At 60.6% G+C, this 21,890-nt stretch carries 19 protein-coding genes and 1 pseudogene; 10 read left to right on the top strand and 10 right to left on the bottom strand.

The annotated features are described in order from the left end of the window. Positions 1-18: 18 nt before the first annotated feature. The 6 genes from ACZ9BX_RS25410 to ACZ9BX_RS25385 form a co-directional block, all read right to left on the bottom strand. Entirely contained in the window at positions 19-1,761 is a 1,743-nt protein-coding gene (locus tag ACZ9BX_RS25410; RefSeq protein ID WP_476220856.1) for a TRAP transporter large permease, read from the bottom strand. Further along, the gene (locus tag ACZ9BX_RS25405; protein WP_476220854.1) at positions 1,758-2,426 is read right to left on the bottom strand and encodes a TRAP transporter small permease subunit; all 669 of its coding nucleotides are present in this window, start codon (positions 2,424-2,426) and stop codon (positions 1,758-1,760) included. The genes ACZ9BX_RS25410 and ACZ9BX_RS25405 overlap by 4 nt, the downstream gene beginning before the upstream one ends. 75 nt (positions 2,427-2,501) lie before the next feature. Next, positions 2,502-3,644: a TRAP transporter substrate-binding protein gene (locus ACZ9BX_RS25400; RefSeq protein WP_476220853.1), complete on the bottom strand. Its 1,143-nt coding sequence runs from the start codon at positions 3,642-3,644 to the stop codon at positions 2,502-2,504. Between the two features lie 183 nt (positions 3,645-3,827). Then, a complete protein-coding gene (locus ACZ9BX_RS25395; RefSeq protein ID WP_476220851.1) occupies positions 3,828-4,523 on the bottom strand; it encodes an ABC transporter ATP-binding protein in 696 nt (231 codons plus the stop codon). Then, entirely contained in the window at positions 4,520-5,761 is a 1,242-nt protein-coding gene (locus tag ACZ9BX_RS25390) for an ABC transporter permease (protein WP_476220850.1), read from the bottom strand. The genes ACZ9BX_RS25395 and ACZ9BX_RS25390 overlap by 4 nt, the downstream gene beginning before the upstream one ends. A 7-nt stretch (positions 5,762-5,768) precedes the next feature. Then, positions 5,769-6,803 (bottom strand): efflux RND transporter periplasmic adaptor subunit, encoded by a 1,035-nt coding sequence (locus ACZ9BX_RS25385; RefSeq protein WP_476220848.1) that lies wholly within the window; start codon positions 6,801-6,803, stop codon positions 5,769-5,771. A gap of 113 nt (positions 6,804-6,916) precedes the next feature. Between ACZ9BX_RS25385 and ACZ9BX_RS25380 the strand changes: the two genes are divergently transcribed. Continuing rightward, entirely contained in the window at positions 6,917-7,618 is a 702-nt protein-coding gene (locus ACZ9BX_RS25380; RefSeq protein ID WP_476220847.1) for a TetR/AcrR family transcriptional regulator, read from the top strand. 93 nt (positions 7,619-7,711) lie between these two features. Here the strand turns inward: ACZ9BX_RS25380 and ACZ9BX_RS25375 are convergent, their stop codons facing one another. The 3 genes from ACZ9BX_RS25375 to ACZ9BX_RS25365 all read right to left on the bottom strand — a co-directional run bounded on the left by ACZ9BX_RS25375 (position 7,712) and on the right by ACZ9BX_RS25365 (position 9,691). Next, positions 7,712-7,921: a hypothetical protein gene (locus tag ACZ9BX_RS25375; protein ID WP_476220845.1), complete on the bottom strand. Its 210-nt coding sequence runs from the start codon at positions 7,919-7,921 to the stop codon at positions 7,712-7,714. A gap of 443 nt (positions 7,922-8,364) precedes the next feature. Further along, complete coding sequence (locus tag ACZ9BX_RS25370) at positions 8,365-8,715, bottom strand: hypothetical protein (protein ID WP_476220843.1); 351 nt, start codon at positions 8,713-8,715, stop codon at positions 8,365-8,367. Between the two features lie 271 nt (positions 8,716-8,986). Next, on the bottom strand, positions 8,987-9,691 hold the full coding sequence (locus tag ACZ9BX_RS25365) for a transcriptional regulator NanR (protein WP_476220842.1): 705 nt from the start codon (positions 9,689-9,691) through the stop codon (positions 8,987-8,989). Between the two features lie 175 nt (positions 9,692-9,866). On the opposite strand from ACZ9BX_RS25365, the pseudogene oiaX reads away from it, so the two are divergent. The 9 genes and pseudogenes from oiaX (at position 9,867) to apnL (ending at position 20,690) form a co-directional block, all read left to right on the top strand. Then, positions 9,867-11,125 (top strand): annotated as a pseudogene (gene oiaX, locus ACZ9BX_RS25360) (3-oxo-isoapionate-4-phosphate decarboxylase OiaX). A 5-nt stretch (positions 11,126-11,130) separates the two neighbouring features. Further along, positions 11,131-12,465, top strand: coding sequence for a four-carbon acid sugar kinase family protein (locus ACZ9BX_RS25355; RefSeq protein WP_476220840.1), 1,335 nt, complete (start codon positions 11,131-11,133; stop codon positions 12,463-12,465). Positions 12,466-12,622: 157 nt separating this feature from the next. After that, a complete protein-coding gene (locus ACZ9BX_RS25350) occupies positions 12,623-13,450 on the top strand; it encodes a phosphogluconate dehydrogenase C-terminal domain-containing protein (RefSeq protein WP_476220838.1) in 828 nt (275 codons plus the stop codon). A gap of 76 nt (positions 13,451-13,526) precedes the next feature. Then, complete coding sequence (locus ACZ9BX_RS25345; protein ID WP_476220837.1) at positions 13,527-14,468, top strand: substrate-binding domain-containing protein; 942 nt, start codon at positions 13,527-13,529, stop codon at positions 14,466-14,468. Between the two features lie 75 nt (positions 14,469-14,543). Further along, the gene (locus tag ACZ9BX_RS25340) at positions 14,544-15,179 is read left to right on the top strand and encodes a DUF2291 family protein (RefSeq protein ID WP_476220835.1); all 636 of its coding nucleotides are present in this window, start codon (positions 14,544-14,546) and stop codon (positions 15,177-15,179) included. A gap of 3 nt (positions 15,180-15,182) precedes the next feature. Further along, a complete protein-coding gene (locus tag ACZ9BX_RS25335; protein ID WP_476220833.1) occupies positions 15,183-16,727 on the top strand; it encodes a sugar ABC transporter ATP-binding protein in 1,545 nt (514 codons plus the stop codon). Continuing rightward, on the top strand, positions 16,727-17,791 hold the full coding sequence (locus ACZ9BX_RS25330; RefSeq protein WP_086998590.1) for an ABC transporter permease: 1,065 nt from the start codon (positions 16,727-16,729) through the stop codon (positions 17,789-17,791). Before ACZ9BX_RS25335 ends, ACZ9BX_RS25330 begins: the two co-directional genes overlap by 1 nt. 2 nt (positions 17,792-17,793) lie before the next feature. Further along, positions 17,794-18,828: a Gfo/Idh/MocA family protein gene (locus ACZ9BX_RS25325; protein ID WP_086998586.1), complete on the top strand. Its 1,035-nt coding sequence runs from the start codon at positions 17,794-17,796 to the stop codon at positions 18,826-18,828. Then, positions 18,825-20,690, top strand: coding sequence for a D-apionate lactonase (gene apnL, locus ACZ9BX_RS25320; RefSeq protein WP_476220831.1), 1,866 nt, complete (start codon positions 18,825-18,827; stop codon positions 20,688-20,690). The genes ACZ9BX_RS25325 and apnL overlap by 4 nt, the downstream gene beginning before the upstream one ends. 73 nt (positions 20,691-20,763) lie before the next feature. Here apnL and ACZ9BX_RS25315 read toward each other — a convergent pair whose 3' ends face one another. Next, positions 20,764-21,888 (bottom strand): site-2 protease family protein, encoded by a 1,125-nt coding sequence (locus tag ACZ9BX_RS25315; RefSeq protein ID WP_476220829.1) that lies wholly within the window; start codon positions 21,886-21,888, stop codon positions 20,764-20,766. Between the last annotated feature and the right edge of the window lie 2 nt (positions 21,889-21,890).

Below are 21,890 nucleotides of genomic sequence, written 5' to 3'. Positions count from 1 at the left end.
GCGGCGGGCCAATTTCTTTTAGCCGTACAGATAGTTCGGAAGCCAGAGGATCATGCCCGGCCAAATATACATGATGACCATGCAGAGGATAACGATCAGCATGTAGGGCATCATGCCCGCAAAGATCTGGTTGAGGGTGACGTGCGGCGGTGAGACGCCCTTGAGATAATAAGCCGACATCGCCACCGGTGGCGACAGGAACGCTGCCTGCAGATTGACGAAGACGAGGACGCCCCAAAGGATCGGGTCGATATCGAAATGCCGCAGCATCGGCAGAAAGATCGGCACGAAGATGATGATGATCTCCGTCCATTCAAGCGGCCAGCCGAGAATGAAGATGATTGCCTGAGACAGGATCATGAACTGCACCGGCGTCAGACTAAGCGCCAGCACCCATTCTTCGATCAGCGCCTGGCCGCCGAGAATGGCGAAAACGGCGGAGAAGAGCGCCGAGCCGACAAAGAGCCAGCACACCATCGCCGTCGTCTTCGCCGTCAGGAACACCGCTTCCTTGGTGCGCTTCCAGTTGAGCGTTCGCGCCTGGAACGCCAGCAGGAAGGCGCCAGCCGCGCCGACTGCGGCCGACTCCGTCGCAGTCGTGATCCCGAACAGAATGACGGCGAGCACGACGACGGTGAGAATCGCAAGCGGCATGACGGAGGAAACCAGAAGTTTCACGACCTGAAGCCGCTCAGCACCCATGTTGCGATAGTAGCGGACAAGGACCGCTGCAGCGATTGCGGCGACGAGCGCGAACGACACGTAAAAGCTCGTCGTCGGGCCATTGGCCACCGCCTGCCCCGCATCCGCAGTAGGCGCGCCGAGTTGCTCCAGCCCTTCCGGGGCTTCCGCCTCAGAGGACGCCCGCGGATAGATGACGACGTACCACCACACCAGCAGCAACATGAACGCCGTCAAGGAAAAGGGCACGAGCGCTGCGCCGAAGTTCTTGAGGAGCTTCCAGTAGGTAAGCCGTCCCTCGTCCGTCTCCATCGTCATCGCCGTCGACGGCGACGCCAATGCGCGCAGAAGTCCAACAAGCATGTTTTGCGAGTAGGCCGCCTGAAGACTGCGCATCCAGCCTGCAACCGGAACCCGCGTCTGCTCCTCGGGCAGGGACGGCGCGATCTTCGGATTGATCGTCGCCCAGCCCAGAATATAGGCCAGATAGAGGAACGAGAGGAAGAAGCCGGGAAACATCGCGGCTGCATAGAGCTTGACCACGGATTGCCCCGCGACCGCCGCATAGACGATGATCATCACCGAGGGCGGGATCAGAATGCCCAGTGTGCCGCCGGCGGTAATGACGCCGGACGCGAGTTTCACGTCGTAACCGGCCCGCAGCATCGGGTTCATGGCGATCACCCCCATCAGCACGACAACGGCGCCGACGAGGCCGCTCGCAATCCCCCAGAAGGTGCAGACGATGAGTGTCGCCACCGCAAGCGACGCAGGCACCCGCCGGAACGAAAGCTGGATACTGTAGAACATCTTGTCGACCAGCGCGCCGCGCTCCATCACATAGCCCATGAGCACGAAGAGTGGGATGGAGATCAGCACGTCATTGGTCATTGCGCCGTAGGTGCGCTGGACCATCAGGTCGAAGACGCGATTGTCGATCCAATGCTCGGCCGGATTATAGAAGGCATAGAAGCCGAAGAGCATTCCGAGGCCCATCAGCGTGAAAGCCGTCGGGAACCCCATCATGATGACGATCACGATGAGCATCAGCATCATCAGCCCGAGGAACGGATCGCTCATGTCTCGATATCTCCCCCGAGCCCCCGTTGCCGCGCCGCCCGGTCAATGCCCTGGGCGCGCTCGATCGCAGCCTGGCGCGTCTCCGCGTCTACGTGTTCACTCTGCGCAAGCTGCTCGGCAACAACATCGATTTCCTCCACATCCTTGAGCCGGGCCGGCCATTCTCCGCTCCTCAGGCAGACGATGCAGCGCGCGATCTCGGCAAGACCTTGCAGCATGACGAGCGCACCCGCCACCGGAATGACGGTCTTGAAGTAATAGATCGGCGGCCCTTCCGCCGTCACGGTCGAATGCTCGCCGATCCGCCAGGAAAGTGCGGCGTAGTCGTAACCCGCATAAACGAGAGCGGCGACGCCGGGCAGGAAGAAGAGGATGTAAAGGACGAGATCGAGCGCGGCCTGGGTCCGCGGCTTTAGCGAGCTGTAGAGAAAATCGCCGCGCACATGGGCATTCTGCGCCAGCGCATAGGCTCCAGCGAGCATGAAGAGCGTGCCGTAGAACATGTTGCTGGCGTCGAATATCCACGCCGTCGGCATGTTCATGATGTAGCGCTTGAAGACCTCGACGCAAACGAGCGTCATCAGGCCGATGATGAGCCAGGCCGAAGCCTTTCCAACCCACACGCTGATTGCATCCACCCTGAGCAGAAAATGTTGAACGTTCACGCGTGCCTCCGGAAGCGCCTATCTTCGCCGCAAGCATCACCGGGTCTTCTGCCCGCCGATGCCCGAATTCACGCGTCAGAGTTCCTTCGCTACGCCATCCTTTCCGAAGTAGTGGTCAAAGACCAGGCGCCGGCCGACGACAGTGTCCTGCTCCCATCTCGTTGCCCGCTCCGCAAAGGCGAGCTGGGATTCAAGGATTTCCTTGAACAGCGGGTTTTCACCGGCCTTCTTCTTCACGACTTCGTCGTAAACCTCAAGCTGCCTTTTGAGGATCGCCTCGGGCGTCTTGTAGAACTTCACCTGATCGGTTGTCTGCATCTCGACGTAGTCTTTCGAATAGCGGTCGATCGCCTTCCAGGCCATGTCCTGGGACGCCGCCTCGACCGCATTGGTGATGATCGCCTTCATCTGGTCCGGCAGACCATCATACTTGGCCTTGTTGAACAGGATCTCGAACTGCTCGGCATTCTGGTGATAGCTCTGCAGCATGCAGATCTTCGAGACGTCCGGGAAGCCGAGCACCCGATCGGACGAGGCATTGTTGAACTCGGCAGCATCAAGCAGGCCACGATCCAATGCCGCAACGATCTCGCCACCCGGCAGCGCATTGACCGCTGCACCGAGACCGGTGAACACGTCGATGGAAATGCCGACGGTGCGGAACTTCAGGCCCTGGATATCCTCGGCCTTGGCGACCGGCTTCTTGAACCAGCCGAGCGGTTGCGTCGGCATCGGCCCATAAGGAAACGAAACGACATTTGCGCCGATCGACTCGTAAAGCTTGGCAAGCAGTTCCTTGCCGCCACCATATTTGTGCCATGCGAGCAGCATGTTGGCATCCATCGCGAACCCGGGGCCGGAGCCCCACAGCGCCAGCGCGGTTTGCTTTCCATAATGGTAGACGAGCACGCCGTGACCGCCGTCGAGCGTTCCTTGAGAGACCGCATCGAGCAGACCGAATGCCGGCACCACGGCGCCCGCGGGCAGCACCTCGATCTTGAGGTCCCCACCGGTCATGTCGTTGACCTTCTTGGCGAAATCGAGAGCGAATTCGTGAAAAATATCCTTGGAGGGCCAAGTGCTCTGCCAGCGCATGTTGACCGGCCCCTGCGCCTTGACGACGTTTGGTGCCGCGATCATCGCCGCACCGGCCATGGCAGCGCTGCTTAGGAATTTGCGACGCGACGTTTGTTCCCTCACCCGGATTCCGCGTTTCATCTCTTCCTCCCGAAAGCGTGGGCTTTCTCGCCCTTAATGGAGCGGGATGAGGAAAGGGATGCAGTTTTCCGCCCGCATCCCGCTCGCAGTCTTATCTTAACTTTAGATAATACTCCTCAATCAGCCCCAAGCAAAGATTGCAGGAAAGAACAGTTAAGCATCCGCTGAAAATAGCTCGACAAACTATTCGGCGCTTGCCGGTGCGCCATCCTCAATCTTGCCGTCCATGAGATGGACGCGCCGATCCATACGAGCAGCCATGTCGAGATCATGGGTGACGGCGACGACGGTCTTGCCGCGTTCGCGCACGAGCGCCTCAAGGATCGAGAAGACCTGCTCGGAATTCTGGCTGTCGAGGCTTCCGGTCGGTTCGTCGGCGAGCACGATCGGCGGGTCGTTTGCAAGCGAGCGGGCGACGGCAACCCGCTGACGCTGCCCGCCCGAGAGCTGATCCGGTCTCTTGTCCATATGATCGGCCAGGCCGAGCGACGTCAGGAGTTCCTCGCCTCGCCTGCGCATGGCGGACCGGTTCAGCCGTCCGAGCTTGCGCATCGGGATTTCGACGTTCTCGCGAGCCGTGAATTCCGGCAGCAGGAAATGGAACTGGAAGACGAAACCCAGCATGGAGAGGCGGGTCTCGGCACGCTCCTGCTCGTCCATCGGCGCCGTGTCCCTGCCGCCGATCGAAAGCGTGCCGCTCGTGGGCTCGTCGAGCAGCCCCAGCAAATAGAGCAATGACGATTTGCCGGAACCGGACGGCCCGGTGATCGCGACGAATTCCTGCTCGCCGACGCTCAGGGAAATATCCCGGACCAGCGTAACGGGAACGGTCTCCCTGAGGATGCGCGTCAGGTTCGTCGCCTCGATCAGCACACTCATGTGGCACCCCGTATGATATCGACGGGGTTGAGACGCGCCGCGCGCCGGGCGGGAAGATAGCCGGCAAATGCCGCCGAACCTAGCGCGAAGCCCGAGGCTATCAGATAATGTAGGATACTCCACGCAATCGGCAGATGCGTCATTTCCTGCCCGGTCGCGGCAAGCTCGAAGCGTACCAGCGACAGGGCGTAGACAAGCGTAAAGCCAAGCAGCCAACCGAGCGCCGACCCCGCAGCCCCGATCGCGACACCTTCGAGCAGGAACAGGCGCCGCATATCGACCTCTCCGAAGCCCAAAGACTTCATGATGGCAATATCGCGCGCCTTTTCGTGGGTGATCGTCGAGATGATGTTGAAGATGCCGAAGCCCGCGACCAGCATGATCGCCGCAACCACGGTGTACATGATGACATTGCGGATCACGAGTGCTTCGAGGAGCGATTCATTGGCCTCCTGCCAGGCCTCTGCCTTGTAGCCGAGCTCCGCCTCGATCCGTCGTGCGGCTGCAGGCGCAACGTCGGGATTGGCGAGCTTGATGCGGATCTCGTTGATCGCATTTGCGCGGGCGCTCAGGATCTGCGCATTCTTGAGCAACACGTAGGCCTCGCCCTCATCACGGGCTGTCGTGCCGGTATGGAAGAGGCCGACAATCTTGAAATTGCGGGTGAGCCCTTCGGAGGAAACGGCTGTAATCGTATCGCTCAGTCCGGCACCCAGACGGTTGGCCATCGTATCGCCGATGACGATATTGTTGCCGCCTGCCGAAAGAGCCGCGAAGCTTCCCTCGACGAAATCGCCGATGATCGGCGAAACGCCGCGTTCGGCAGCCGGCTCGATGCCGATCACCGATGCCCCGACTTCGCGGCTGGAGTAACGAATGACGCCCTGCAGCTTCAGGTCCGGCGCCAGCCGGCCAGGAACCCATGCCTCCAGCCAGGAAAGTGCCGCTGTCGGATTGATGATACCGCGACGGTCTTCGCGCGGCCTGAGCCCGAAGATCTCCGCTGTGTCGAACGCGGATTCGGCTGGTTGCTGACGAGCCGTTCGCTGCTCGTCGGTGATCTCAATGTGTGGCATGGTGTTGATGAGCTGTTCCACGAAATCATCTTGGCCACCCTGCATGAGTGCGGCCATGGCAATGGAAAAGCCGACGCCGACGGCGACGCCGAATACCGCGACGAGTGTCTGCCGGCCACGCCCGGCAATATGGGTAAAAGCGATTTCGAGGATCAGCCGCATCCTGACCTCACTTCGCAGCACCGGTTATCGCAACGCGGGCACCATCCTTGATATCCTGCGGAAAAGGCGAGACCACATGTGCCTTTTCATCGAGCCCGGACAGTATCTCGATGCCGTTCGGGCCGCGGATACCGGTTCTGATCTCTCGAAGCCGCGCCCTGTCCTCCTCGATCGTAAAGACCTTGTTTGCCTCGGCGGCAACGGAGGGGAGCAGCAGCGTATTTTCCGACACGCGGACGATGACGTTCACATCCGTCGACATGCCGATCATGAGCGGCGTATCGTCCGGCAGCCGCAGCTTCACGCGATAGGTCTTCGTCACCGGATCGCCCTTCGGCGTGATGTTGCTGACGGTCGCATCGAGAGTCCTGTCCCTGAAGGCGTCGGATTTGAGCAGGGCCTTCTGCCCCAACCGGAGCCTTGGGATGTCTTCCTCATTGACGTCCGCAACAACGAGCAGGGGCTTTTGCTCCCCCACCCAGAAGAGGGCTGTTCCGAGATCGGCGACTTCTCCGACCTCACCGTCCTGACGAAGCACGAAACCATCGATGGGCGCGCGAATGATATAGCTGTCGAGCCGCGCCCTTTGGCCAACCGCCAGAGCTTTCAACTGGTCGACCTCGCTGTTCGCCCGGTCGACCGACTGCTGCGCGGCGGTGTTCTTCTCCAACATCAGATTGTAGCGCCGCAACTCCTGCTCCGCCAGGGAAAGCCGCGCCTCGAGCTCGGCAAGCGCCGCTCTCGCCTCGCTGTCGTCGAGGCGGGCGAGAATGTCGCCCTTCTTAACGGAAGAACCCTCGCAATTGCACTGCTCGACGATCCGCTCACGCACCAGCGGCGTAACCTTTGCCCAGGTGACAGGTTCAACGACCCCGCTTGCGTAGACGATTTCGGCCGCATTCCCGCGTGAGGGAGTGACCACGGATACCGGAACGGGCCGCCAGACATACCAAGCAGCAAGACCTGCGACCGCAGCCAGAACCGCAACAACGGGAACCATACGCAGCCGTTTCACGCTTTTCTGCCTCGACATCGATCTCATTTCGAAGTCCGATATAGCATTAGACCGACCGTCGGTCTATAAAGGAATAATAAAAGCGCGGTCGGTGCGCGTCGCATCGATCTTCTGCCAATCACAATCGTCCCAAGGAAAGAATGAATGCAGTGATGCGGGTCAAAAAACAACCAGAAATCCGCTCCGGCGAACTGCTGGATTGTGCTCAGCGGCTTTTCTTTGCACATGGCTACGACAATACGACTGTCAACGACATCATCCGTGAAGCGGGCGTGTCGAAGGGTGCCTTCTATCATTATTATTCCTCGAAGGAGGCGCTGCTTGAGGCCTTCGCCGCCCGGCTCGCACGCGAAAGTCTGGAGGAACTTCAACCGATCCTCGACGATCCTGCGCTCGATGCCGCGGGCCGGCTGAACACGCTCTTTGCCGGGTCGCGGCGTCTAAAGGTCGAACTGGCACCGCAACTGCGCGCAATCTTCGACGTCATTTTCCGTCCGGAAAATATCGTCTTGTTCCACCGGATCGATCAGGCCGTCACCCGCATCGTCGCGCCGCTTTTGGCCGATATCCTGCGGCAGGGAACCGAGGAAGGCGTCTTCGACGCGCCGGATCCGAGAGCCTTTGCAGAAATGCTTCTGCAGTTTCGCCTTTCGCTCGGCGACGTGATGCACAATGCCCTGCTTTTGAGCAGACAGGGCAACGTCGAGGAGGCTGTCCGGATGCTCGATGACCGCTTCAGGCTCTACGGCATTGCCGTCGACCGCGTGCTCAAGCTGCCGGAAGGAACGATCGAGGTCGCCCAATCGGGTTTTGCCAGGGCTTTGCTCGAGGGCTCGCGATGAGGGGGAAAGAGATCTGGATGCCGGTCACACTTGGGCCGTTAAGAAGTTCATGCCGGCTGGAACGCCGGGCGGCAAGGCGTGCTCGTGCTGTCTTCAGCGCCACGCCTTCTCGTTCTTCTGTTCGTAGTCGCTGAATGCCTTCTTCAGGCCACCAAGCACCTCTGCGGCGGTTTCGAACATGGCTTTCAGCTGCGGCTCGTCAACCTTCTCGATGTCCTCGCGCAGGTGATCCATGATTTCCTGCAAGCGTTGCCGCATCTTCTGCGTGTGGTGGCGCGGGTCACGATCGGTTTGACTGATCATTGGAATTCTCCCGTGGTTGAATTTCACACCCATCGCATCGCGTTAGCGCGTTCCAGGTCTGTCTAACTCGATATCTCTACCCTCGGTTCCCGACAGCGATTTTCGAGAGCGGGTTCTAAGGCGCGAAATGGAACATCAGGAGTGGCGTTACGGACTGATCACGCTCCACGTTCTCCACCATGCGGCCGAGGGAGGCCTGTGCGGCGAGGCGCGCGAGAGGCCGGGGCTGTTCGTGAAGTGTCGTTGCCGATGACTAAACCGGAGCTCGTTGACGACACCCGTCAAGGCACACATGACCCTGCCGAAGCTTTCGTTATGCGTCCAGTGTCGATACTTGGTCTCGGTAAACGGCATCGGGCTCACCGTCACGATGCCTTCCGGGAGACAATCGGAGAAGGTCGGTGCGAGTTTCGTCCGGCCTTTTTCCGTGACTTGCAGGCTGTCTATCGGCAGACGCGGATGCTCTCCATGTGCCAACCGCCATCGTAGGCGTTGCGCACTCGATGATCCTCGAACCAGCAGCGTGGGGGAGGTGGCGCCGGTGGATCGATGTAACGCGGCCCGCTGTTGTTGACGATCGCTCCGCCAATGAGGCCGCCGATCACTCCGGCAGCCAAACCGCCCGCAATAGCTGCGCCATTGTCATGATGGTGGCGCCTGCGCGGCGGTGGCGGTGGCGGATAGTCGTAGTGCGGCCGCCGGCGCCATTCTTGTGCTGACGCAGCGCCTGTCACCGCAAGGACGCTGGTTGCCGCCATAGCGACGATGAGCGTGGACATGACTAGCTTTTTCATTCTGTCTCCGTCGAGATTAGAGCCCAACCCCTGCGGAATACCCAAATGCCACGTTTACGATTAACGGCTCATGAACGCCGAGCGCCTCTTCGGATAGCCTGCGATTCGGCATGAGACAGGTGGCAACCGGCTTTTGATACGGGCTTTGAGGATAAGCCCGCCTGGACCACCGCAGAAACCCGAGAATATTGATAGCCTGCTATTGAACAAGTTTCGCGAAAGCCGAAAGATCATTTTGTCAGCACAATCAGCCCTTCCCGCGCGTGGTGCTTTACTTCGTGTAAAGCGCCCTGGAGCGTTCGAGATGCTTCAGGACTGCCGCCTCAGCGCCATCGGCGTCGTTGGCTGCGAGCCGTTCGACGATCTCCTCGTGCTCTACCAGCGTAAACTTCTCCTTGCCGGTCCAGATGAGCATTTCCGTGTGATATTCCTTCAGCCATGCGAGCATTGCCTCGCTGACTGCGGCGAATATCGGATTGCCGGAAATCTGCGCAATGCGCGTATGAAATTGCATATCCGCAGCGATGAAGTCTTCTGCATGTCCTAGCGAGTGGCGCTGGCGGGCGATGATCGCGCGAAGATCGTCGATGTCATTTTGCCTTGCGCGCTGGGCGGCCTCCCGCGCCATGCCCCGCTCGAAGAAAATTCGGGCGCTCTTCAGGTATTCCAGAGAATCGGCTGACTGGGACAGCATGATCTTCGCCGTCAGATCGACCTGACGGAAGATCGACTGCGCCGTCAGTTGCAGCACCTTGGCTCGTTCGCCGTGGGAGATATTCACGAGCCCCTTGTTGGCAAGTGATTGCATCGCTTCGCGTATTGCAGGGCGCCCGACGCCGAAGCGCTCCATGAGCACGCGTTCGGACGGCATTTCGTCGCCCGGCTTCAACTCGCCCGACGTGATCATCCGCTCCAATCGATCAAACACCTCGTCAGAGAGTTTCCGACGGACAATTTGCTCGATTGCTGGGGTCATGGCGTCTCGCTGACTCAAATCTCCCCTCCCTTAACATCTTTACACTCCGACAACAAAGCACGCCGGTGAAAATCATCTCGGGAAGATTTCCGTTGCAGAATGCGGAGTACTCATTATACCAGCAAATGAGATGACGCCATGATAATCTCGCTGGCGGAAAGGAGCGACTGCATTCATGATCACCCTCACCTACCGCATCGAGACGCCGGGCAGCATTGAGGCAATGGCGAACAAGATCGCCAGCGACCAGTCCACCGGGACATTCGTTCCGGTCCCGCGGGTGAGACGGAGGAACTCAAGGCGCGCGTCGCGGCACGCGTTCTGGCGATACAGCCGCTGGAGGATGCTGAGCGCCCGACTTGGCCGGAAGTCGCAACCGGCGTAGCGCGGCTAAAGCGCGCCGATGTCGATATTGCCTTCCCGCTCGATGCGATCGGCACCGATCTTTCCGCGCTGATGACGATTGCCATCGGCGGCGTCTATTCGATCAAGGGCATGACTGGCATCCGCGTCGTCGGCATGAAGTTGCCGGAGGCGTTCAAGGATGCGCATCCCGGCCCGCAATTCGGGATTGCCGGCAGCCGGCGCCTGACTGGCGTCGAGGGGCGCCCGATCATCGGCACGATCGTGAAGCCGGCCCTCGGCCTGCGGCCGCACGAAACGGCGGAGCTGGCCGGTGAACTTATCCGGTCCGGCGTCGATTTCATCAAGGACGACGAGAAGCTGATGAGCCCGGCCTACTCGCCGCTCAACGACCGCATAGCGGCGATCATGCCGCTGATCCTCGATCGCGAACAGAAGACCGGCAAGAAGGTGATGTATGCCTTCGGCATCTCGCATGCCGATCCCGACGAGATGATGCGCAACCACGATCTTGTCCTGAGGGCCGGCGGAAACTGCGCCGTCGTCAATATCAATTCGATCGGTTTCGGCGGCATGAGTTTCCTGCGCAAGCGGTCGGGGCTCGTGCTGCATGCCCATCGCAACGGCTGGGACATGCTCACCCGCCATCCAGGCGCGGGAATGGATTTCAAGGTCTACCAGCAGTTCTGGCGGCTGCTCGGCGTTGACCAGTTCCAGATCAACGGCATCCGGGTGAAATACTGGGAACCGGATGACAGTTTCGTCGAATCCTTCAAGGCAGTCAGCGCGCCGCTTTTCGATCCATCCGACCGTCCGCTTCCCGTCGCCGGGTCAGGTCAATGGGGCGGACAGGCGCCGGAAACCTATCGGCGGACCGGACAGACGACCGACCTTCTCTACCTCTGCGGCGGCGGCATCGTCAGCCATCCGGGCGGGCCAGCGGCGGGCGTGCGCGCCGTCCAGCAGGCCTGGCAGGCCGCGGTCGCCGGCATTCCTCTGGACGAATATGCCAAGGATCATCCGGAGCTCGCCGCTTCGATCGCCAAGTTCAGCAACGGCAAGGCGGCGTGACGGCGATGAATGACCTTCTCGTCAGCTACTACGGCGATGATTTCACGGGCTCCACCGACGTGATGGAAGCCCTTGCCTCGAATGGCATTCCCACGGTGCTGTTCCTCGGCATCCCGCGGCCGGAGATGCTCGAGCGTTTTTCGGATTGCCTGGCGATCGGCATCGCCGGAACGAGCCGCAGCGAAAGCCCGGAATGGATGCAGCAGCATCTTGCTCCGGCCTTCGAATGGTTGAAGGGGCTCAACGCGGCAATCTGCCATTATAAGGTCTGCTCCACTTTCGATTCCAGTCCGCGCACCGGCAGCATTGGCAAGGCGATCGAGATCGGTAAGGCGGTGTTTGCCCAGCCTTTCGCGCCCCTCATTGTCGGGGCACCGCAGCTCAAACGTTATACCGCCTTCGGCCATCTGTTCGCAGCCTATCAGGGCCGTGTCTTCCGCATCGACCGGCATCCCGTGATGAGCCTGCACCCCGTCACGCCGATGGGCGAGTCCGATCTTGCCCTTCATCTCGGCAGGCAGACCAGCCTGCCCGTCGCGCTTGCGGACCTTGCGATGATCACCGCGCCGGATGCGAGCGCGCGGATCGACGATCTGGTGAGCGGAAACGCCGGCATCCTGCTGCTCGATGTCGACTCCGCAGAATCCCAGGCGGCGGCCGGCGAGCAGCTCTGGCGTCTCAAGAACAAAGGCGGCTTTTTCGTCGCCGGCTCATCCGGCGTCGAATACGCATTGCTGAGCGCCTGGCGGGCAACAGGCCTGGTCGGCGAAAACACGGAATTCGCATCGCCGGGCAAGGTCGATCGTCTCGCAGTCGTTTCCGGCAGCGTCTCTCCCACGACCGAACGGCAAATCCGGACTGCCCTTTCCGACGGCTTCGAGGGCATCGACCTTGATCCCCTTTCCCTTGCCGGAGAAAGCGCCGAGCGCGCGATCGAAGTGGCGGTGGCAGCCGGCATCGAAAAATTGAAGGCGGGCCGGAGCGTCCTTCTCCACACCGCGCTTGGTCCGTCCGCAGATCGCGGAACTGATATAGATCGCGTCCCCGGTGCCCGTCACCGGCTCGGGCAGGCGCTGGGTACGATCCTGCGCCGCCTCATCGAAAGTGAAGGGCTAACCCGCGCCGTCATCGCCGGCGGCGATACGTCCAGCCACGCGCTCAAGGAGCTGCGTGTGGAAGCACTGACGACCCTTCTGCCCCTTCCCCAGACACCCGGGTCGCCGCTCTGCGTCGCGCATGGCGGCTATTCGCCGACCAATGGACTGCAGATCGCGCTGAAGGGCGGCCAGGTCGGAAGTGACGGCTACTTCCCGCAGATCCGCGACGGAAGGAGGGCCTGAGATGACCTATTGGGTCGGGACCAGCTTCAAGATGACCAAGACGCTCAGCGAGGCCCTGAGCTTTGCCGGGCACCTCGCCGCAGCTGTAGTGGCATGGTGATTGACTCATCATACCAGTTGCGATATCAATGCTGAAAATCGCATGAGGTGAGAAAACATGACTGTAATTGCCCTTTTTGGCGCCGGCGGAAAAATGGGATACCGGCTCGCCAAGAATCTCAAAGATTCGCGTTTTGGCGTCCGTCATGTCGAGGTTAGCGACGCGGGCAAGGCACGCCTGAAGAACGACCTCGGTGTCGATTGCGTCTCAGCCGATGAAGCTCTCGCTGTTGCAGAGGTTGTCATTCTTGCAGTTCCGGATACGGCGATCGGAAAGGTCGCAGCCGGTATCGCGGGCAAGCTGAAGCCGGGAACGATGGTCGTTGCGCTCGATGCGGCCGCACCTTTCGCTGGGCACCTGCCGAAGCGGGACGACCTTACCTTTTTCGTCACCCATCCCTGCCATCCGCCGATCTTCAACGACGAGACCGACATGAAGGCGAAGAAAGACCATTTCGGCGGTCTTTTCGCCAAGCAGCATATTGTCTCCGCCCTCATGCAAGGTCCGGAAAGCGCCTATGCGCTCGGCGAGGAGATAGCCAAGATCATCTGGGCGCCGGTCATGCGCTCGCATCGCGTGACCGTCGAGCAGATGGCAATGCTGGAGCCCGGTCTTTCGGAAACCGTCTGCGCCTCTCTGCTCGTCGTCATGCGCCAGGCGATGGACGAGTGCATCGCCCGTGGCGTTCCGGCAGAAGCCGCACGCGACTTCCTGCTAGGCCACATGAACGTGCTGGGCGCCGTCATTTTCAAGGAAGTCGATGGCGTGTTTTCGGACGCCTGCAACAAGGCCATCGAGTTCGGCATCCCCGCGCTCATGCGCGACGACTGGAAGAACGTCTTCGAACCTCAGGAGATCGCCGAGAGCATTCGACGCATCACTTGATCGACCCCGGGACGGCGAGCCGTCCCCTCACCGCCCTAATGGGAAATAGGGCTTCATCGATAATCGGGAGGATAAAATGAAATTTACTCGCAGACTGACACTTGCAGCCTTTGCCGGCGTTCTTGCTTTGGGAGCGGCGATTCCGGCCTATTCCGCTGATTTGATCGCCATCATTACCCCGTCCCACGACAATCCGTTTTTCAAAGCGGAAGCCGTCGGCGCAGAAGCCAAGGCCAAGGAACTCGGCTACGACGCGCTGGTTCTCGTCCATGACGACGACGCCAACAAGCAGTCGCAGCTGGTCGATACCGCAATCGGCCGCGGGGCCAAGGCGATCATCCTCGACAATGCCGGCTCGGAGGCATCGATCGCTGCGGTCCAGAAAGCCAAGGATGCAGGCGTTCCTTCTTTCCTGATCGACCGCGAAATCAACGCCACCGGCATCGCCGTCTCACAGATCGTCTCCAACAATTATCAGGGCGCGCAGCTCGGCGCCGAAGAGTTCGTCCGCCTGATGGGCGAAAAGGGTAACTACGTCGAGCTTCTCGGGCGCGAAGCCGACCTCAATGCCGGTATCCGCTCGAAGGGCTATCACGACGTCATCGACGAATATCCCGACATGAAGATGCTTGCCCAGCAGTCCGCAAATTGGAGCCAGACGGAGGGCTACTCCAAGATGGAAACCATCCTGCAGGCCAATCCTGACATCCAGGGCGTGATCGCCGGCAACGACACGATGGCCATGGGTGCGATCGCCGCTCTGCAGGCTGCCGGTCGAAAGGATGTGATCGTGGTCGGCTTCGACGGTTCGAACGACGTGCGCGACTCGATCAAGACAGGCGGCATCAAGGCGACTGTCATGCAGCCGGCCTATGCCCAGGCCCAGATGGCCGTCGTCCAGGCCGACGCCTACATCAAGACCGGCAAAAAGCCGGCTGAGGAAAAGCAATTGATGGACTGCGTGCTGATCACGTCCGACAACGCCCCCAAGCTCGAGACCTTCGCCCTGACCCAATAATTCTCCCGGGCTCAATGCGCAGGGCAGGGACACCATCCCTGCCCTGCAGCACTATTCATTGATGGAGTGCGTTTAATGCTGCAGATGCGAGCCGCCACAATTTTGCTTGCCTGTGCGCTGGCGATGTCCGGCTGCAAATTCGTGAAAACCGCTGACGAGCAGCAGCAAGCCGCCAAGCAAGCCTTCGATCCGGACAGCATGGTGGCCGCAATCTGGGATTCAAAGGTCATCCCCTATCTCAACGAGCGCGCCGGCAGCTTCGAGGATGTCACGGCCCTTTCAGCGAGTGACCTCGACGCGGCAGCAGCGAAATATGGCCATAAGGAAAAGCAGGGCAATGCCCCCTGGACCTTTGCCGCCAAGGTGGACGGCATGATCGTCGCCGAGGAGACAAAATCGCGGGCTGCCTATGTCGACGTCGATGTCGACGGCGATTCTAAGGCTGATGTGCGGGTGTCGATCGGTCCGGCGATCCGCGGCACTGCGCTGCGTGACAGCCTGAATTTCGTAAATTTCAACGAGTTCAAGAACCAGATCGAATGGGCGCAATACGGAAAATCATTCAACACGCATGTCAACAGTACCTTGCTCGATAAACTGCCGCGCCAGGGCCTGAGGGGCAAAAAACTCGCCGCCGTCGGCGCCTATCCGCTGCCCACCGGCGGTCAACTGCCGCAGTTCGTGCCTGCTACAATCACCATCGGGAGCTGAGCAATGTCCGAAATCGACGATGGCGATGTCATTCTTGAGCTTCGCGACATCACCAAAGCCTATTCCGGCATTGTCGCCGTCAAGAAGGCGAATTTGAAGCTTCGTCGCGGTGCAGTGAACGTGCTGGTCGGCGAGAACGGCGCCGGCAAATCGACCCTGATGCGCATCATCGCCGGTGTCGAGCGTCCAACCCTCGGCGAAATTTGGATGGACGGGGAGCGCATCCATCTCGACGGCCCGGCAGATGCCGTACGCCACGGCATCGGCATCGTCTTCCAGGAGCTCAACCTGTTCGGCAACCTGTCAGTCGCCGAGAACATCTTTGCGACCCGCGAAGTGACGCGCGGCATCCGCGGTATCGACCATCGGGCGCAGGTCGCAAAAGCCAATGAATTCCTGAACCGGGTCGAAGCCGGCATCTCCGCCGGCACGCTTGCGGAAGACTTGCCGATCGGCCAGCAGCAACTCGTCGAGATCGCCCGCGCCGTCTCGCTCAATACCCGTATCCTGATCATGGACGAGCCGACCTCGGCCTTGAGCGCCGCCGAAGTCGACATCCTGTTCCGGGTGATCCGGGAGCTCAAGGCGCAAGGCGTAGCGATCGTCTACATTTCGCACCGGCTTGAGGAGCTGATGACCATCGGCGACTACATCACGGTGCTAAAGGACGGTCAGATCACCGGGCACGCCATGGTGAAGGATATCGATACGCGCTGGATCGTACACTCGATGATCGGCTCGGATGCCAAGGATTTCGCCAAGCAGATCGGCCACACCGTAGGCGAAGAAGTGCTCCGCACCGAGGAGATCTGCCTGCCGCGCCTGCACGGCGGCTTTGCCGTCGATCACGTATCGCTTTCAATTAGGAAAGGCGAGATCCTCGGCATCTACGGCCTGATGGGGGCCGGCCGCAGCGAGTTCTTCGAATGCATCATGGGCCGCCACGAACACTACACCGGCAGGATCTTTCTCGACGGCAAGGAGCTGAAGGCGCGGGATACGACCCGCCGCATCCAGCTTGGACTGGCCCTGATCCCCGAGGACCGGCAACGCGAGGGCCTGGTGCAGTCCATGTCGATCGCCGACAACCTGACCATGGCGAGCCTCGGCCAGTTCGTCAAAGCCGGCTTCCACATCGATGTCGGCCGCGAGAAGAAAGCGATCGCAGATGCGATCCGCAATCTTTCGATCAAGGCCAGGAATCCCGATTTCGAAGTCACCTCCATGTCCGGCGGCAACCAGCAGAAGGTCGTCATCGGCAAGGCGCTGATGACAGGCCCGAAAGTCCTGTTGATGGACGAACCGTCGCGCGGCATTGACGTCGGTGCCAAAGCCGATGTCTTCCGCACCATGCGGCGACTCGCCGGCGAAGGGCTCGCAATCCTGTTTTCGACCTCCGATCTCGAAGAAGTCATGGCGCTCTCAGACCGCATCGCAGTGATGAGCAACGGACGTCTCGTCACCATCCTCGACCGCAAGGAGGCGACCGAGGAGGCCATTGTCGCCGCTTCCGCCGAGGGGCATAAAATCAGAAGGAACCATGCGTGATGACGACAGCAACCCAAATTGCCGCCGCCGAAGACCCCAACAGCGGATCCTTCCTGCTTACATTGATGAAGCTGCGCACCTTCATCGCGCTTTTTGCGGTCATCATCTTCTTTTCGATCTTCGCGCCGAACTTCCTGTCGACCGCGAACATGATCCTGATGTCGAAGCATGCGACGCAGAACGCGTTTCTGGCGATCGGCATGACTTTCGTTATCATCACCGGCGGCATCGACCTTTCGGTCGGCTCGATCGTCGGCCTGTGCGGCATGGTGGCGGGCGGCCTGATCCTTTACGGGATCGAACTGCCGATCGGCTACACGGTCTATTTCAACATCCTCGAAGTGATGATCATCGTCATGACTGTCGGCATCGTCATCGGCGCCATCAACGGTCTGCTGATTACCCGGCTGAACGTTGCGCCGTTTATTGCCACCCTCGGCACACTCTATGTGGCGCGCGGCATGGCGCTTCTTTATTCAGATGGCCAGACGCTGCCGAATCTCGCCGGCAAGGAGGAACTTGGCAATCAGGGCTTCAGCTATCTCGGTTCAGGCAGCATTCTGGGCCTGCCGGTTTCGGTCTGGATGCTCATCGTCGTGGCGCTGGCGGCGGCCTATTTCGCCCGCTACGTGCCGCTCGGCCGGCATATCTTCGCCGTCGGCGGAAATGAGCGCGCCGCCCGCATGTCGGGCATCCGCGTCAACCGCGTGAAGATGTTCGTCTATATGTTCTCCGGCTTCTGCGCAGCACTGGTCGGCCTCGTCATCTCCTCGGAGCTAATGGCCTCTCATCCGGCGACCGGCACGAACCTCGAGCTCAACGCGATTGCCGCAGCCGTGCTCGGCGGCACCTCGATGTCAGGCGGCCGCGGCACGATCGGCGGCACGATCATCGGCGCCTTCGTGATCGGCATTCTCTCCGACGGCCTTGTCATGATGGGCGTAAGCTCCTTCTGGCAGATGGTCATCAAGGGACTCGTTATCATCATCGCGGTCGTCGTCGATCAGGCGCAGCGCCGCCTGCAGCAGCGCGTGAGCCTCATGCAGATGGCAAAGGCAGGTTGAGAATGACGGAATTGAAGGGCGCCCTGATCGGCTGCGGCTTTTTCGCGGTCAATCAGATGCATGCGTGGAACGATGTAAAGGGTGCGAGGATCGCAGCAATCTGCGACCGGGATTCCGAACGGCTGAAGATCGTCGGCGAACAGTTCGGCATCACGCGCCGCTACTGCGATGCCTCGCAACTCTTTGCCGACGGCGGCTTCGATTTCGTCGACATCGCGACGACCGTGCAGAGCCATCACCCGCTGGTCGAGATGGCGGCCCGCCACAAGGTTCCCGTCATTTGCCAGAAGCCGTTCGCCACGACGCTGGCGGATGCCAAGGCCATGGTGAAGGCATGCCGGGATGCCGGCGTGCCGCTCATGGTGCACGAGAATTTCCGCTGGCAGACACCGATCCAGGCCGTCAGGAGGGCTCTCGATGCGGGCGCAATCGGCGAACCCTTCTGGGGCCGCTTCTCCTTCCGTTCGGCCTATGACGTCTTTTCCGGCCAGCCCTATCTTGCCGCCGGCGAGCGCTTCATTATCGAAGACCTCGGAATCCACACGCTCGATATTGCTCGCTTCATTCTCGGTGACGTCGCGGCTTTGACCGCGCGTACCAGGCGCGTCAATCCGAACATCAGGGGCGAGGATGTTGCAACTATCCTCCTTGATCACCAAAGCGGGGCAACGTCGGTTGTCGACGTCAGCTACGCGACCAGGCTTGCGACCGAGCCTTTCCCCGAGACATTGATCGAGCTGGACGGGTCGCACGGAACGATCCGCCTCTCGCAGGGCTACCGGCTGGAGGTGACTGACGCCCAGGGCACGAAAGTCACCGATGTCTCGCCCAGGCTGCTGTCCTGGGCGTCGCGCCCCTGGCACAACATCCAGGAAAGTGTCTTCGCCATTCAGCAGCACTGGACGGATCGGCTGGCTGCCGGCGAGGCGCCCTCGACCTCGGGCGCCGATAATCTGAAGACCTTCGCTCTGGTGGAAGCCGCCTATGACAGTGCCGCGACGGGCAAAACCATCGATATCGGAGCGATGCTTCGATGAAACCGGAGCCCTTCCTGCTCTACGGCACGCGCGAGGCGGAGGAGCCACCGGTTCACCTTTCGGCGGGCAAGCTGTCGGCCCACCTTGCACATGGCAATCTTCGCACGGTCGCCTATGACGGCGTGGAGGTGCTTCGGGCTGTTTCCTATCTGGTGCGCGACCGCGACTGGGGCACCTACCATCCGACGATCGAAGACTTGAAGATCGAGCAGCAGGACGGCAGCTTCGCTGTTGCGTATCGGGCCCGCTGCAACGGGCCAGAGGCGACGGAACTCGCCGTTGATGTCCGCATTTACGCGTCGCGCCATGATCTCGTCTTCGAGGCGGAGGCGATCTCAAAGACAGGGTTTGAGACCAATCGATGCGGTTTCTGTATCCTTCATCCGATCGTCGGCGTGGCCGGAACGCCGGTCACAGTCGAACATGTCGACGGACAGCGCGAGGAGACGCGCTTTCCCGATCTCATCGATCCGTGGCAGCCCTTCAAGGACATGCGGGCCATCACCCATACCGTCCTGCCGAGGGTCATGGCGGAATGCCGGATGGAAGGCGATACATTCGAGATGGAAGACCAGCGCAATTGGTCGGATGCCTCCTACAAGACCTATGTCCGCCCACTTGCCCTTCCCTGGCCCTATGAGATTGCAGCCGGTGAACCAGTCAGACAACGGATCGTGCTGACGATCGACGACAGGCGCGGCGGCGAGACTTCATGGGCGCGAAACGACCGGCGCTCGATAAAGATCGAGAGAGGGCAGAACCGGGGTGTCATGCCTTCGATCGGTCTGATCGTCACGCCGGAAGAAACCGCCTCGACGCTTGCTGCACGGGAAGTCCTTGCGGAGATCAAACCGCAAGAACTGCTCTTTCATTTCGACCCGATTGCCGGGCATGGCATTGAAGCGCTGCAGGGCTTTGCCGCTGTCACGAAGCTGCATGCCGGCAAGTCGACCCTCGAGATAGCCCTGCCCTGCAAGCAATCGCCCGCGAGCGAAGCGGCCGACATAGCGCAGCAGATTAAGATGGCCGGGTTCCGGCCGGATGCGATTGCAATCTCGCCTTCCGTTGACCGGCAATCGACGCCGCCCGGCAGCAAATGGCCGGAATGCCCGCCGCTCGAGGATATTTATGCCGCCGCCTGCGCGGCCTTCCCCGGCATCCGGCTCGGTGGCGGCATGCTGAGCTATTTCACCGAACTCAACCGCAAGCGTGTTCCGGCAGTTGCGCTGGGTTTCATCACCCACTGCACCAATCCCATCGTCCACGCGGCCGACGACCTGAGCGTCATGCAAACGCTGGAAGCGCTACCCTTCATCACCCGCTCCGTTCGGTCGATCTACGGCGACATGCCCTACCGTATCGGCCCATCCACCATTCCGATGCGGCAGAATCCATACGGCAGCCGCACGATGGATAATCCGGCCGGCAGCCGCATTCCGATGGCCAACACGGACCCGCGGCATAATGGGTTGTTCGGCGAAGCGTTTGCCATGGCTTACGCAATCCATCTGCTCGGTGCTCATTTGGAATGCCTGACGTTGTCGGCCCTCACCGGGTCCTTCGGCCTCATCGCCGGTAGAGACGAGCCGGTCGCCGACGGCGGCAAACGCCCCGTCTTCAATACGGTCAAGTCACTGGCGGCACTTGCCGGAAGCAAATGGCAGGCGTGCGCCTCTTCGGCGCCATCGGAGGTGCTGGCTTTCATCGCCGAACCGGCGTCTGCAAAGATACTCCATCTCGTCAACATAACGGCGGAAGAACAGCAGATCGATCTCAGCCCGTTCCAGCTGCAGAAGGGCTTAAGCGGCAGTTTTCTGAAAATAGGGCCGTATGCTATCGAACGTATCGCACTGGCGGATTGAAGTCCGGCAAGGTCCCGGCAGATGCACCCGAAATCGGCACAGCAGTTAGGAGGTTCATCTTCTTTGCACGAACTCAAACTTGCGGGGATCGATATCTGCGAAGGCGGCCAAAGCGAAAGCTATCTGCCGCCGCTGCCCGAACCATCATCATTTCCCCGATCGTTTCATGCGTCAAAAGACCGACAAGATGATCAGCACCGTCCACGACGGCGATGGCCGGCACATTTCCCTGCTGCATCAATCGTAGGCTGTTTTCCAGGCTTTTCCGATGATGGATCCTTGGAATGTCGGTACGCATCGCGCTTGCGACCGGCGTGTCCGGACCTTTGTCCTTCAAGGCGCGGATCATGTCGTCGCGCGTCAGCAGACCCTCAAAACGGCCGGCGGAATCGGTCACCGGGAACTCGCGTTGCGTTGTCGCAAGCAGCATTTCGATCGCCTCGTCGATACTCGCAGAGCGATCGAGCTTTGCGAATTTTGTGATCATCACGTCGCTGATCAGAACGCTGCCGGAGACCTCGCGGATCTGCGCGTTCTGCGCTTCCGCCGCTGCGGCGAGATAGACGAAGATGGCGATGAAAATCAGCAGCGGATTGTAAAAAAGGCCGACGAAGCCGAAGACGAAGGCAAGCCCCTGGCCGATCGTCGCTGCGATCTGCGTAGCACGCGACCAGGTGAAGCGGGAGGCCAGAGCGGCACGCAGCACCCGGCCTCCGTCCATCGGAAAGGCGGGGATCATGTTGAAGAGCACGAGGAAGATGTTGACGCCGGCAAGCCTCGCCAGAAAACCGGCCTCGGGATCCTCGACCTCGGCCATTTGCTCGATTCCCATCGACGTGCCGAGCAGGAGAACGATCAGCACCGCGATCGCCACGTTGACCAGCGGACCGGCAATGGCAATCAGTAGTTCCTGATGAGGCTCGTCTGGCATGCGTTCAAGACGGGCGACGCCACCGATCGGCAGTAACGTGATATCGGGTGTCTTGATCCCGAAATAGCGCGCAACGGCAATATGGCCGAATTCGTGCAGCACGACGCAGGCAAACACGGCCATGATGAAGGCAATGCCCTCCCACGCCGCCGATGTGCCGCCGACCCGGTAATGCATCAGCCAAATCCAGACGAGCAAGAGCGCGAAGGTAACGTGAACGCGTAGAGCCGTACCGGCGATCGTCCCGATTTTGAAGGACCAACCCATTG

It is taken from the genome of Rhizobium sp. USDA 3886 (genome assembly GCF_056279785.1).
This window is presented reverse-complemented; position numbering and strand designations above follow the sequence as displayed.

What these genes read in the sequence shown, in the direction of transcription:
- ACZ9BX_RS25410 (WP_476220856.1), bottom strand. Translation starts at nt 1,761, where the DNA reads ATGAGCGATCCGTTCCTCGGGCTGATGATGCTGATGCTCATCGTGATC.
- ACZ9BX_RS25400 (WP_476220853.1), bottom strand. Translation starts at nt 3,644, where the DNA reads ATGAAACGCGGAATCCGGGTGAGGGAACAAACGTCGCGTCGCAAATTC.
- ACZ9BX_RS25395 (WP_476220851.1), bottom strand. Translation starts at nt 4,523, where the DNA reads ATGAGTGTGCTGATCGAGGCGACGAACCTGACGCGCATCCTCAGGGAG.
- ACZ9BX_RS25390 (WP_476220850.1), bottom strand. Translation starts at nt 5,761, where the DNA reads ATGCGGCTGATCCTCGAAATCGCTTTTACCCATATTGCCGGGCGTGGC.
- ACZ9BX_RS25385 (WP_476220848.1), bottom strand. Translation starts at nt 6,803, where the DNA reads ATGAGATCGATGTCGAGGCAGAAAAGCGTGAAACGGCTGCGTATGGTT.
- ACZ9BX_RS25380 (WP_476220847.1), top strand. Translation starts at nt 6,917, where the DNA reads ATGAATGCAGTGATGCGGGTCAAAAAACAACCAGAAATCCGCTCCGGC.
- ACZ9BX_RS25375 (WP_476220845.1), bottom strand. Translation starts at nt 7,921, where the DNA reads ATGATCAGTCAAACCGATCGTGACCCGCGCCACCACACGCAGAAGATG.
- ACZ9BX_RS25370 (WP_476220843.1), bottom strand. Translation starts at nt 8,715, where the DNA reads ATGAAAAAGCTAGTCATGTCCACGCTCATCGTCGCTATGGCGGCAACC.
- ACZ9BX_RS25365 (WP_476220842.1), bottom strand. Translation starts at nt 9,691, where the DNA reads ATGACCCCAGCAATCGAGCAAATTGTCCGTCGGAAACTCTCTGACGAG.
- ACZ9BX_RS25355 (WP_476220840.1), top strand. Translation starts at nt 11,131, where the DNA reads ATGAATGACCTTCTCGTCAGCTACTACGGCGATGATTTCACGGGCTCC.
- ACZ9BX_RS25350 (WP_476220838.1), top strand. Translation starts at nt 12,623, where the DNA reads ATGACTGTAATTGCCCTTTTTGGCGCCGGCGGAAAAATGGGATACCGG.
- ACZ9BX_RS25345 (WP_476220837.1), top strand. Translation starts at nt 13,527, where the DNA reads ATGAAATTTACTCGCAGACTGACACTTGCAGCCTTTGCCGGCGTTCTT.
- ACZ9BX_RS25340 (WP_476220835.1), top strand. Translation starts at nt 14,544, where the DNA reads ATGCTGCAGATGCGAGCCGCCACAATTTTGCTTGCCTGTGCGCTGGCG.
- ACZ9BX_RS25335 (WP_476220833.1), top strand. Translation starts at nt 15,183, where the DNA reads ATGTCCGAAATCGACGATGGCGATGTCATTCTTGAGCTTCGCGACATC.
- ACZ9BX_RS25330 (WP_086998590.1), top strand. Translation starts at nt 16,727, where the DNA reads ATGACGACAGCAACCCAAATTGCCGCCGCCGAAGACCCCAACAGCGGA.
- ACZ9BX_RS25325 (WP_086998586.1), top strand. Translation starts at nt 17,794, where the DNA reads ATGACGGAATTGAAGGGCGCCCTGATCGGCTGCGGCTTTTTCGCGGTC.
- apnL (WP_476220831.1), top strand. Translation starts at nt 18,825, where the DNA reads ATGAAACCGGAGCCCTTCCTGCTCTACGGCACGCGCGAGGCGGAGGAG.
- ACZ9BX_RS25315 (WP_476220829.1), bottom strand. Translation starts at nt 21,888, where the DNA reads ATGGGTTGGTCCTTCAAAATCGGGACGATCGCCGGTACGGCTCTACGC.